At 64.4% G+C, this 12,256-nt stretch carries 11 protein-coding genes; 8 read left to right on the forward strand and 3 right to left on the reverse strand.

Annotated features, from left to right (window positions below; translation table 11 throughout):
- Nucleotides 1–33: 33 nt before the first annotated feature.
- Nucleotides 34–1,056, reverse strand: a complete 1,023-nt coding sequence (queA, locus tag LQR33_RS16610; protein ID WP_166440983.1) for a tRNA preQ1(34) S-adenosylmethionine ribosyltransferase-isomerase QueA — start codon at nt 1,054–1,056, stop codon at nt 34–36.
- Nucleotides 1,057–1,326: 270 nt separating this feature from the next.
- Here queA and aroQ point away from each other — a divergent pair, with 270 nt between their 5' ends.
- The 5 genes from aroQ (at nt 1,327) to LQR33_RS16635 (ending at nt 5,731) form a co-directional block, all read left to right on the forward strand.
- Nucleotides 1,327–1,797, forward strand: a complete 471-nt coding sequence (gene aroQ / locus LQR33_RS16615) for a type II 3-dehydroquinate dehydratase (RefSeq protein WP_205692646.1) — start codon at nt 1,327–1,329, stop codon at nt 1,795–1,797.
- A 36-nt stretch (nt 1,798–1,833) separates the two neighbouring features.
- Entirely contained in the window at nt 1,834–2,292 is a 459-nt protein-coding gene (accB, locus tag LQR33_RS16620) for an acetyl-CoA carboxylase biotin carboxyl carrier protein (RefSeq protein ID WP_231469779.1), read from the forward strand.
- Nucleotides 2,293–2,415: 123 nt separating this feature from the next.
- Complete coding sequence (gene accC / locus LQR33_RS16625) at nt 2,416–3,771, forward strand: acetyl-CoA carboxylase biotin carboxylase subunit (RefSeq protein ID WP_166440980.1); 1,356 nt, start codon at nt 2,416–2,418, stop codon at nt 3,769–3,771.
- Nucleotides 3,771–4,667: a 50S ribosomal protein L11 methyltransferase gene (gene prmA, locus LQR33_RS16630; protein WP_231469781.1), complete on the forward strand. Its 897-nt coding sequence runs from the start codon at nt 3,771–3,773 to the stop codon at nt 4,665–4,667. The genes accC and prmA overlap by 1 nt, the downstream gene beginning before the upstream one ends.
- Nucleotides 4,664–5,731 carry a DUF3426 domain-containing protein gene (locus tag LQR33_RS16635; protein WP_166440978.1) on the forward strand — a complete coding sequence of 356 codons (1,068 nt, stop codon included), beginning with the start codon at nt 4,664–4,666 and terminating at the stop codon, nt 5,729–5,731. The genes prmA and LQR33_RS16635 overlap by 4 nt, the downstream gene beginning before the upstream one ends.
- Before the next feature lie 39 nt (nt 5,732–5,770).
- On the opposite strand, the gene LQR33_RS16640 is transcribed toward LQR33_RS16635, so the two are convergent.
- Both LQR33_RS16640 and LQR33_RS16645 read right to left on the reverse strand, forming a co-directional pair.
- On the reverse strand, nt 5,771–6,091 hold the full coding sequence (locus tag LQR33_RS16640; RefSeq protein WP_231469782.1) for a hypothetical protein: 321 nt from the start codon (nt 6,089–6,091) through the stop codon (nt 5,771–5,773).
- Between the two features lie 126 nt (nt 6,092–6,217).
- Nucleotides 6,218–7,105 carry a LysR family transcriptional regulator gene (locus tag LQR33_RS16645; protein WP_021475515.1) on the reverse strand — a complete coding sequence of 296 codons (888 nt, stop codon included), beginning with the start codon at nt 7,103–7,105 and terminating at the stop codon, nt 6,218–6,220.
- A gap of 102 nt (nt 7,106–7,207) precedes the next feature.
- Between LQR33_RS16645 and LQR33_RS16650 the strand changes: the two genes are divergently transcribed.
- The 3 genes from LQR33_RS16650 to ptsG form a co-directional block, all read left to right on the forward strand.
- Nucleotides 7,208–7,600, forward strand: a complete 393-nt coding sequence (locus LQR33_RS16650; RefSeq protein ID WP_166440976.1) for a DoxX family protein — start codon at nt 7,208–7,210, stop codon at nt 7,598–7,600.
- Between the two features lie 440 nt (nt 7,601–8,040).
- Nucleotides 8,041–10,554 (forward strand): phosphoenolpyruvate--protein phosphotransferase, encoded by a 2,514-nt coding sequence (ptsP, locus tag LQR33_RS16655; RefSeq protein ID WP_231469784.1) that lies wholly within the window; start codon nt 8,041–8,043, stop codon nt 10,552–10,554.
- 174 nt (nt 10,555–10,728) lie between these two features.
- Nucleotides 10,729–12,256: PTS glucose transporter subunit IIBC (ptsG, locus tag LQR33_RS16660; protein ID WP_231469786.1), on the forward strand; the 1,528-nt coding region annotated here is incomplete at its 3' end.

Consider the following 12,256-nt stretch of genomic DNA (forward strand, 5'->3'; position numbering starts at 1 on the left):
CCCTCTATATCTGGTTGGACCGCGGCGGCGCGGTCAGGCCTTCTTTTCCAGCAACATCGCGTCGCCGTAGCTGAAGAAACGGTATTCCTTCTCCACCGCGTGCCGGTAAGCCTGGAAAATCTCGTCGTAGCCGGCGAAGGCCGACACCAGCATCAGCAGCGTCGATTTCGGCAGATGGAAATTAGTCAGCAGGCGGTCCACCACGCGGAAACGGTATCCTGGCGTAATGAAAATGTCGGTTTCGCCTCGGCCGGCGGTCAATTCGCCGCTGCGGGCGGCCGACTCCAGCGCGCGCACGCTGGTGGTGCCGATGGCCACCACCCGGCCGCCGCGGGCGCGGGCGGCGGCGACGGCATCCACCGTGGCCTGCGGAATATCGTAGATCTCGCTGTGCATCTTGTGCTCGGCCACATTGTCCACCTTCACCGGCTGGAAGGTGCCGGCGCCGACGTGCAGCGTGACGAAGGCGGTTTCCACGCCCTGGGCCTTCAGCCCGGCCAGCATCTCGTCGGTGAAGTGCAGGCCGGCGGTCGGCGCCGCCACCGCGCCCTGCTCGCGGGCGTAGACGGTCTGATAGCGCTCGTCGTCGTCATGCTCGGCGCTGCGCTCGATGTACGGCGGCAGCGGCAGCTTGCCGGAGGCTTCCAGGATGTCGTAGACGTTTTCTTCCGCCAGGAAGCGCAGTTTGAACAAGGCGTCGTGGCGCTCCACCATCTCCGCCTCCCAGCGGCCGGCGAAGATCAGCCGGCTGCCCGGCTTCGGCGATTTGGAGGCGCGGACATGGGCCAGCGCGGTGTGGTCGTCCAGCACGCGTTCGACCAAGGCCTCAACCTTGCCGCCGCTGGCTTTTTCGCCGAACAGACGGGCGCGGATGACGCGGGTGTCGTTGAACACCAACAGGTCGCCGGCTTGCAGCCGGGACGGCAGATCGGCGAAACTCAGGTCGGACAGCGTCATGCCGTCCACGTGCAACAGGCGGCTGGCGCCGCGCTCGGATGGCGGGTGCTGCGCGATCAGCGCCTCGGGCAGGTGGTAGTCGAAATCGGAAAGCTGCATTGCGGAAACTATCGTTCGGAATCGGCGAATTATACCCGCCCCCACTCTCCGGGCACAGTACCGCGCTCAGATCCCCTTGCCTTCTCCGACTTTTCGCCACAATATTCTCCTGGCATACACAAACCTACCAATCAGAAAAAGTGTCGAAAAATCTAGGGCCTTCACTCTAAACAAGATCCGCCAAGGCACGTCGCAGCGAACCAAACAACCGTTTTAAATTCCGTAAACGCTGGACATCTTGCGGCTAATTGCGGCAAACTCGCGGCCAAGATGAAAAACAGGAGCCTGGCCTTGAGCCAATCCATCCTCGTGCTGCACGGCCCCAACCTCAACCTGCTTGGCGTTCGGGAACCACAACACTACGGCCGGGACACCCTTGACGACATCAATCGGCGCCTGGCTCAGCAGGCCAAAGCGGCTGGTTTTTCCCTGTCCGCGCTGCAGAGCAACGCCGAACACATACTGATAGAACGCATACACCAATGCCTGGATGACGGCACCGCCTTCATCCTGATCAATCCGGCGGCTTTCACCCACACCAGCGTCGCGCTGCGCGACGCGCTGGCCGCGGTGAAGGTGCCGTTCATTGAAGTACATCTATCCAACGTCCACGCCCGCGAACCGTTCCGCCAGCACTCGTACTTCTCCGATCTGGCGCTCGGCGTAATCTGCGGTCTGGGCGCCCATGGCTACGAACTGGCGCTTGCGCACGCGGTACGGCACCTTTCCGCGCAAGCCTGACCATCTGTTACAGAATATCCAATCGAAGGATCGACAATGGACCTGCGTAAACTGAAAAAACTGATCGACCTGGTCGAAGAGTCCGGCATCGCCGAACTGGAAGTGACCGAAGGCGAGGAAAAAGTCCGCATCACCCGCGTATCCTCGGCCTCTCAACAAGCTTTCGTCCAGCCGATGGCCCAGATGTACGCCGCACCGGCCGGCGTTCCCGCAGCCGCTCCGGCAGCCGCCGCTCCGGCAACCGCCCCGGCAGCTGACACACAGAACGCGATGAAGTCGCCGATGGTCGGCACCTTCTATCGCTCCCCAAGCCCGGGCGCCAAGTCCTTCATCGAAGTAGGCCAGAGCGTCAACGCCGGCGATACGCTGTGCATCATCGAAGCGATGAAGCTGATGAACGAGATCGAAGCGGACCGTTCCGGCGTGATCAAAGCCATCCTGGTGGAAGACGGCCAGCCGGTGGAATACGGCGAACCGCTGTTCGTCATCGAGTAAGCGCTCGGACGACATCGCGAGATTCAGGGCACGGCCAAGGTCTGTGCCCTTGTCGTTTGACGTGACAGCATGGGCCCCGGACCGGCCAAGCGCCCGAACCGGACCAGCCCGCGGAGAGATTCCATGTTCGAAAAAATTCTGATCGCCAACCGTGGTGAAATCGCGCTGCGCATCCAGCGCGCCTGCCGTGAAATGGGCATCAAGACCGTGGTCGTGCACTCCGAGGCCGACCGCGAAGCCAAATACGTGAAGCTGGCCGACGAATCGGTCTGCATCGGCCCGGCCCCGTCCGCCAAGAGCTACCTCAACGTGCCGGCGTTGATCGCCGCCGCCGAGGTCACTGACGCCCAGGCTATCCACCCCGGCTACGGCTTCCTGTCGGAAAACGCCGATTTCGCCGAGCGCGTCGAGCAGTCCGGCTTCGTCTTCATCGGCCCGCGCCCGGACACCATCCGCACGATGGGCGACAAGGTGTCGGCCAAGCACGCGATGATAGAGGCCGGCGTGCCCTGCGTGCCCGGCTCCGACGGGGCTCTGCCGGACGATCCGGTCGAAATCGCCAAGATCGCCAAGAAGATCGGCTACCCGGTCATCATCAAGGCCTCCGGCGGCGGCGGCGGTCGCGGCATGCGCGTGGTCCACTCCGAAGGCGCGCTGATCAGCTCGGTGCAGATGACCCGCACCGAAGCCGGCGCGGCGTTCGGCAATCCGACCGTGTACATGGAAAAATTCCTTGAGCTGCCGCGCCACATCGAGATTCAGGTGCTGGCCGACGAATACGGCAACGCCATCTATCTGGGCGAGCGCGACTGCTCGATGCAGCGCCGCCATCAAAAGATCATCGAGGAAGCGCCGGCGCCGGGCATCACCGACAAGCAGCGCCAGAAGATCGGCGAAGCCTGCGCCGAAGCCTGCCGCCGCATCGGCTACCGCGGCGCCGGCACCTTCGAATTCCTGTACGAGAACGGCGAGTTCTACTTCATCGAAATGAACACCCGCGTGCAGGTGGAGCATCCGGTGACGGAAATGATCACCGGCGTGGACATCGTGCAGGAGCAGATCCGCATCGCCGCCGGCGAGAAACTGCGCTATAAGCAAAAAGACATCGTGTTCGCCGGCCACGCGATGGAATGCCGAATCAATGCCGAGGACCCGTTCACCTTCGTGCCGTCCCCGGGCAAGATCGAGAGCTACCATCCGGCCGGCGGCCCCGGCATCCGCATCGACTCGCACATCTACCAGGGCTACACCGTGCCCTCGCACTACGACTCGATGGTGGGCAAGCTGATCGCTTACGGCGACACCCGCGACCAGGCGATGGCGCGGATGCGCGTGGCGCTGTCGGAGATGGCGATCTCCGGCATCAAGACCAATATTCCGCTGCACCAGGAGCTGTTCCTGGATGCGGCCTTCCAGCGCGGCGGCACCAGCATCCACTATCTGGAGCACCGCCTGCAGCAGAAAAAAGGGGAAGCCTGATGGCATGGTTGCAAGCCACCATTGATTCCGATTCCGCCGTCGCCGAACGGCTGGCCGACGCGCTGATGGATGCCGGCGCGCTGTCCACCGCCATCGAAGACGCCTGGGCCGGCACCGATCGCGAACAGCCGATCTTCGGCGAACCGGGCGAGCCGGTGGACCAGCTGTGGAGCCAGAGCCGCATCATCACCCTGTTCGACGAGAACGCCGAAGTGGCGCTCTTGATCGCCGCCGCCGCCAACGCCTGCCAGCTGGCCATGCCGGCCTACAGCGTCGATCGCGTGGAGGAGCAGGACTGGGTGCGGCTGACGCAGTCGCAGTTCGAGCCGATACGCATCTCCGACCGGCTGTGGATCACCCCCACCTGGCACGAGGCCCCGTCCCCCAATGCGGTGAACCTGCAGCTGGACCCGGGCTTGGCCTTCGGCACCGGCAGCCACCCCACCACCCGGCTGTGCCTGCAATGGCTGGACAAGCAGCTGCAAGGCAACGAGAGCGTGCTCGACTACGGCTGCGGCTCCGGCATTCTGGCCATCGCCGCGCTGAAGCTGGGCGCGGCCTCGGCCGTCGGCATCGACATCGACCAGCAGGCGGTTCGCGCCAGCAAGGACAACGCCGAGCAGAACGGCGTGCAGGCCGATTTCTTCCTGCCGGATGCCAATCCGCAAACCCAGTACGACGTGGTGCTGGCCAATATTCTGGCCAATCCGCTGCGCATGCTGGGCGACCTGCTGGCAAGCCATGTGAAAACCGGTGGTAGAATCGTGCTTTCCGGCATCCTCGCCGAACAAGCCGAAGAACTGTCCGCCATCTACAGCCAATGGTTCGAGATGGACCCGCCGGTGTTCGACGAAGGATGGACTAGACTGACAGGAACCCGACGCGCCGCCGTATGACATACACGACACAGTGCCCCAACTGCCAGACCCGCTTCAAGGTCAATGACAGCCAGTTAGCAGCCGCCAATGGACTGGTGCGCTGCGGGCGCTGTTCCCATGTATTCAAGGCCCCGGACCATTTCGTCATCACCCGCCCCGAGCCGGCGCCCGCTCTGGCGGCGCCTCCGGCGCGCGATCCGATGGATGACTTCGAGCTGGAAGTGCCGGACTTCGATCCCCAGGCCCAGCAAGGCGACGTCCAGATCCTGCCGGACCCGGTCGCCGCTCAGCAGCCGCGCGCGACGGCCGCCCCCGTCCAGGCCGAAGCGCCGCCCCCGAAACAGGAAGACGTGGAAGCCTTCCAGCGCGCGCTGTCCGAGGCGATGCAGAACCGCCACGTCTCCACGCCGATCGGCAATCCCTTCGACGACCCAGTGCCGCCGCCCGCCCCGGCCCAGCCCGAGGTGTTCGGCAGCCGCCGGCGCGCCGAGGCTGCGCATGCCGAGGAAGCGCCTCCCGCGCACGTCGAATTCGATGAGCCGCTGTTCACCGACGCCGACGCGGTGGAAGAGGAGGCGGCCCGAACCCACAAGCCGGCCGGCCCCTGGCTGAACGGCCTGCTGGCCGCGCTGGCGGTGATCGGCGCGCTGTTCCTCGCCGCGCAACTGGTCTACATCAATCGCACCCGCATCGCGGCCGAAGTGCCGGAATCCCGGCCGACGCTGGAACATCTGTGCCGCGCGCTGGATTGCGAAGTGCCGTGGCCGACCGATATCGCGCTGATCCGCACCGAATGGTCGGAGCTGGCCTTCGTCCCCGACTACCCCAACCTGATCCAGCTGTCGGCGACGCTGAAGAACCATGCGCAGTATCCGCAGGCGTATCCGATGCTGGAAGTCACGCTTAAGGACAGCGACGACCAGGTGCTGATCCGCAAGGTTTTCGCGCCCAAGGAGTACCTGAAGCCGGACGACCTGAAGCTGAATCGTTTCAACGCCAACAGCGAGGTCAAGGTCACCATGCGGCTGGATGCCGGCAAGGTGCATGCGATGGGTTATAGCCTGTACTGGTTCTACCCCTGAGAACGGACGGCGCTCCCGCGCCGCCCCGCATCCGCCGCCTCATTCCTCCGTCTTGAAATCGAATTCCTGGCTCAAGGTCGCGCTCGGCGCGCAGCGGTATTCGCGCAAGGCCTTAGCGATCTCCGAACGGAAGCCGCTGCGGTATTGCGGCGGAATCGCCGCGCTGAACGTCGCGCTTCTAATGCCGGATACCGATCCGTCGACTCCAGTCTTGAACGTCACCTTGACCACTCCGGCCACGTCATCCCTCATCGCCGCCACCGGATAGTCGGGCTTCTGCTGTTTGGCGCAACCCGCCGCCGCCGCAGTCATCGTCGCGCCCAAAACCAGTAAACCAGCCACCACCATCTTTGTTTGCATGACCTACTCCTTCCCGATACACGGAGCGCGTGCCTACGCGCGCCGGCTTCCGTTATAGGAAAAGAGATGATTATCCGCACACAAACATTTACCTTTAAAATCAACGACTGGCATGAATCATCCGCCTTAGCCGCGGAAGAATTCCGCCAGGTATTCAACGAACACCCTCACCTTGCCCGGCACATGGCGGCGCACCGGATAGACCACCGACAGGTCCAGGCAATGCCAATGATAGCCGGGCAGCACCGGCACCAGTCTGCCGTCAGCCAGCTCTTCGTCCAGCAGAAAGCGCGGCTGCAGCACGATGCCCATGCCGTGCACGGCGGCGTCGGTCAGCACGTCGCCGTTGTTGGCCTTGAGTCCGCCCCGGACCTTCACCCTGCCCTGGCTGCCGTCCGGCGCCTGGTAGTCCCAGACATTGGGCTGGGACGTCAGCGCGTACAGCAGGCACTGGTGGTCGACCAGCTCGGCTGGACTCCCGGGCGTGCCATGGCGCGCCAGATAATCCGGCGAGGCGGCCAACAGGTCTTCGATCTGCGCCAGCTTGCGCGCCACCAACGAGGAGTCGCTGAGGTTGGACACCCGCAGCGCCAGATCGAACCCCTCCTCCACCAGGTCCACGCGGCGGTCGTTCAGGCTCAGTTCCACCTCGATCTGCGGATGGCGCTGGTGGAAGCCGCCGATGATGCGCCCCAGGTAGCGCATTCCGAAGGACACCGGCGCCGACACCCTGAGCCTGCCCACCGGCTCGCTGGCGCCGTGGGACAGCAACGCGTCCAGCTCGTCCAGTTCGCCCAGCAAGCTGCCCGCCTGGGCCAGATAGGTTTCGCCGGCCTCGGTCAGCGACAGCTTGCGCGTGGTGCGATGCATCAGCCGCACGCCCAACCGGTTCTCAAGCGCCGCCACCAGTTTGGTCACCATCGCCCGCGACAGCTCCAGCCTTTCCGCCGCGGCAACGAAACTGCCAAGTTCAGCCACGCAGACGAAGGCGCGTATCTCGGAGAATCTATCCATATAATTTCTTATAGAGAAATAATAATTTTCAAATTGTAGTATTTATTGAATATAAAGCTGATGGTCAAATAGCGCCATACCAATCTGAACTGGAACGCAATCATGAACCGTCTGCAAAACCCCTACCTGGCCGCCCTGGTGCTGCGCGTAGCGCTGGGCCTGATGTACCTGTCCCACGGCGCGCTGAAGCTGTTTGTCTTCACTCCGGCCGGCACCGCCGAATACTTCGCCAGCCTGGGCCTGCCGGGCTTCGTCGGCTACTTCGCCATCCTGATCGAGATCGGCGGCGGCCTGCTGCTGCTGGCCGGCATCCAGGCGCGCTGGGTGGCTCTGCTGCTGATTCCGCAACTGCTGGGCGCCATCGTCCTGGTGCACGGCTCCAAGGGCTGGATGTTCACCAACGAGGGCGGCGGCTGGGAATATCCCGCCTTCCTGATCGCCAGCTCGCTCGCGCTGTTCCTGCTGGGCCAGCCGGAACGGCAGCGCCAAGCCTGACCAAGCCCGGTCACCGATCTCCAGCCCCGCTTCCGCGGGGCTTTTCGCTTTTTAGAGTTGCCTTACAAAAATGCAACAACACCTGTCTTTCCGCCCGCTTCCCCAAGTCCGCAATATTCAAGCGCTATCTCGCGTCTGTCCGCCAATATGCTGCAATGCAGCAGACAATCAAGACAATTCCGACTTGCACATTTTCTTGATTGCCATCAAGCTGCTGCGTGATTTGCGTGTAGTTAAACTACAAAATAGGCAAGATACGAACAAGCCCAGTCGCCGGCCCGACATGACGACTGCCTGTATATAATTGTCAAAACCCCGTCAGGACAAGCCAGCACGACAAAAGCGCGCCGACGCGCGGCCATTCCCCGGCCCCCATCCAACGGCTTGATTGACGCTCGTAATAAAACGACTGGAATTATCCACGAATTGAGGAGTTTCTCATGGGCACCACCGCACCAAGATTAGATGTTCTGGCCCCCCTTTCCGGGTGGCTGGTCCCCTTGGACAGCGTTCCGGACCCCGTGTTCGCCGGCAAGATGGTCGGCGACGGCATCTCGCTCGATCCCACCTCGGGCAGTCTGCTGGCTCCGGTCAGCGGCGTGGTCAGCAATCTGCATTCCTCCCACCACGCGCTGACCATCACCACCGCCGAAGGCGTGGAAGTGATGGTGCACATCGGCATCGACACCGTGATGCTGAAAGGCGAAGGCTTTTTCCCCCTGGTCGAGCAAGGCCAACGAGTCGCCGTCGGCCAGCCGGTCATCGACTTCGACCTTGACCTGGTCGGCCGCAAGGCCGCCAGCCTGCTGACCCAGATCATCGTCACCAACGGCGAAACCGTGGCCAGGATGAGCCTGGCCGACGGCATGGTCGACGCCGGCAAGAGCGTGGTGCTGTCGCTGCTGCTGGCCAACGGCAAGGCCGTGCTGCCCATCGAGACCGCCGAACCCCAACTGTCCGCCGACATCGCCATCGGCAACCCTGCCGGCCTGCATGCCCGTCCGGCGGCGGTATTCGCCAGCAAGGCCAAGACCTTCTCCTCCGACATCCAGTTGATTCTGGGCGACAAGGAAGCCAACGCCAAATCCGTGGTCGCCATCATGGGCCTGGCCACCAAACTGGGCGACCTGGTGCGCGTGCGCGCCGCCGGCGGCGACGCCTCGGCCGCCATCGCGGAACTGACCCAATTGCTGAACGACCGCTGCGGCGAAAAGGCCGACGAGGCGCCTATCGCCCCGGCCGCCGCGCCGGTCTTCGCTCAGCAGCAGGACAGCGATAGCCAACTGGCCGGCGTCGGCGCTTCGCCCGGCATCGCCATCGGCCGCATCGTCCACCACCGCCTGCAGGAATTCGACGTGCCCGAGCACGGCAAGGGCGCCAATGTGGAACAGCAGGCGTTCTCCCGCGCCGCCGAGGAGGCTTCGGCCCAGCTGGACCTGGTCAAGGCCCAGCTGACCGATCCGGCCAAGCAGGCCATCCTGTCCATGCACCAGGAACTACTGCAAGACCCTGAGTTGCTGGCGCAGACCTATACCGGTCTGGCCGACGGCAAGTCCGCCGCCTGGTCCTGGCGCGCGGCCTTCAGCGCCTATTCCGCCCGCCTGGAAGCTCAAGACAATCCGCTGCTGCGCGAACGCGCCAACGACATCCGCGACGTGGGCCGCCGCGTGCTGGCTCTGCTGGCCGGCGTCAAGCAGGCCGCGCTGGAGCTGCCGGCCGGCTCCATCCTGATCGCCGAAGACCTGGCCCCGTCTGACACCGCCGCGCTGGATCCGTCCAAGGTGATGGGCTTCTGTACCCGCACCGGCGGCGCCACCAGCCATGTGGCCATCCTGGCGCGCTCGCTGGGGATTCCGGCGATCTGCGGCATCTCCCTGGCCGCGCTGAAACTGCCGGAGGGCCTGCAGGTGATCCTGAACGGCAACGAGGGCACGCTGGCCATCGCGCCGACCGCGGACGACATCGCCGCCGCCGAGCGCGACATCGCCCGCCTGGCCGAGCGCCGCGCCGCCGAGGCTGAAAGCTCGATGCGTCCGGCCGCGACCCGCGACGGCGCCCGCATCGACGTAGTGGCCAATATCCGCAACGCCGCCGACGCGCGCGAGGCGGTGGCCAAGGGCGCCGAGGGCGTGGGCCTGCTGCGCTCGGAATTCCTGTTCGACAACCGCGACACCGCGCCTACCGAAGCCGAGCAAGCCGCCGAATACTGCGCGGTGGCCGAGGCGCTGGGCAAGGAGCGCCCGCTGGTGGTCCGCACGCTGGACGTCGGCGGCGACAAGCCGCTGTCCTACCTGCCCCTCCCCAAGGAAGACAACCCCTTCCTCGGCCTGCGCGGCATCCGCGTCAGTCTGGAACGCCCCGACCTGTTGCGCACCCAGCTGCGCGCCATTCTGCAAGCCGCGCCGCTGACCCAGCTGCACATCATGTTCCCGATGGTGGCCTCGCTGGAAGAGCTGCGCGCCGCCAAGGCGGTGCTGGCCGAAGAGCAGGCCGCGCTGGGCGTGTCCGGCGTCAAGGTGGGCATCATGGTGGAAGTGCCGTCGGCCGCGGTGCTGGCCGCGCGCTTCGCGCCGGAAGTGGACTTCTTCTCCATCGGCACCAATGACCTGACGCAGTATGTGCTGGCGATGGACCGCGGCCACCCGCAGCTGGCCAAGCAGGCCGACGCGCTGCATCCGGGCGTGCTGGCGATGATCGCGCTGACCTGCGAGGGCGCGCGCGCGCACGGCAAGTGGGTGGGCGTCTGCGGCGGCCTAGCTTCCGACGAACGCGCCGCGCCGCTGCTGGTCGGCATGGGCGTGACCGAGCTGTCGGTCAGCACACCGGCCGTCGCCTCGGTGAAAGCCACGCTGGCGCGCTGGAGCATGGACGAGTGCCGCGAGCTGGCGCGCGAGGTGCTGGCGCTGTCCACCGTCACCGACGTCCGCCACCACCTGAATCAACTCGCTCGTTAACAGAATAAGCCTCGGCGCGGGCATGGCCTGCGGCGCCGGGCGGGGAGACCGCCGGGGAAACCCGGCGCCGTCCGGCGCCACTCAAGCGAGCCTGGCAGGCGATGAGGCTTTATAGAGGGGACGGCATCACAGCCGCTCGACATTCCATAAGCATGTCAAAGCAGGATAATAATCATGTTTAGTCAATCATTCGCTTTTCTGCAGAAGATAGGCAAATCGCTGATGCTGCCGGTATCGGTGTTGCCTGTCGCCGGTCTGCTGCTGGGCATCGGCGCCACCGATTTCCACACCACCAATAGCATCGCCTTGGCGATTCTGTCGCTGATGAAACACTCCGGCGACGTGATCTTCGGCAACCTGCCGCTGATCTTCGCCGTAGGCGTGGCGCTGGGCTTTACCGAAAATGACGGCGTCGCCGCCATCGCCGCCGTGATCGGCCATCTGGTCACCACCGTCACACTTGGGGTGATGGCCGGCCTGATGGGTGTGGAAACCTCTAGCATCATGGGCCTGCCGTCGATCCAGACCGGCGTGTTCGGCGGCATTCTCGCCGGCTGTCTGGCGGCCTATATGTTCAACCGCTTCTACCGGATCAGCCTGCCTGAATACCTGGGCTTCTTCGCCGGCAAGCGCTTCGTGCCCATCATCACCGCCATCTGCGCCATCGTGCTGGGCGTGGTGCTGTCTTTCGTATGGCCTCCAATCGGCAACGCCATCAAGGCCTTCTCGCAATGGGCCGCCGTAAGCGATCCGCGCACCGCCGCCACCGTGTACGGTTTCTTCGAGCGCATGCTGATTCCGTTCGGCCTGCACCACATCTGGAACGTGCCGTTCTTCTTTGAAATCGGCAACTTCCCGGATCCGACCACCGGCAAGATCATCCACGGCGACATCGCCCGCTTCTTCGCCGGCGACCCGACCGCAGGCATCCTGTCCGGCGCCTTCCTGTTCAAGATGTTCGGCCTGCCGGCCGCCGCCATCGCCATCTGGCATTCGGCCAAGCCGGAAAACCGCGCCAAGGTGGGCGGCATCATGATCTCCGCCGCGCTGACCTCCTTCCTGACCGGCATTACTGAACCAATCGAGTTCTCTTTCCTGTTCGTCGCTCCGGTGTTGTACCTGATCCACGCCGTGCTGGCCGCCTCCACCCAGTTCGTGGCCAATACGCTGGACATGCACATGGGCTTCACCTTCTCGCAGGGCGGCATCGACTTCCTGATGTTCAACCTGATCGGCGACAAGGCTAAACATGCGGCCTACGTCTTCATCCTTGGTCCGATCTACGCCGTGATCTACTACAGCGTGTTCCGCTTCGTGATCGCCAAATTCAACCTGAAGACCCCGGGCCGCGAAGATGAAAGCATGGACGCCGTCGGCGCCATCAGCGAAGACCAACGCGCCCGCGAACTGGTGCTGGCCTTCGGCGGCCGCTCCAACATCCGCAGCCTGGACGCCTGCATCACCCGCCTTCGCATCGCGGTGCAGGATACCGCCAAGGTGGATCAGCCCAAGCTGAAAGCGATGGGCGCGTCCGGCGTGGTGGTGGTGGGCAGCGGCATCCAGGCCATCTTCGGCCCCTTGTCCGAGAATCTGAAGACCGATATGGAGATCTATCTGCGCAGCGCGGGCAGCGATGCCGAACTGTCGTCCGCCCCGGCTGCCGCTCCGGCTCCGGCCGCCGCGCCCGCGGCCTCCCCGGCAG

The sequence above is a fragment of the Chromobacterium piscinae genome, from assembly GCF_021129175.1.
GTDB lineage: Bacteria > Pseudomonadota > Gammaproteobacteria > Burkholderiales > Chromobacteriaceae > Chromobacterium > Chromobacterium piscinae.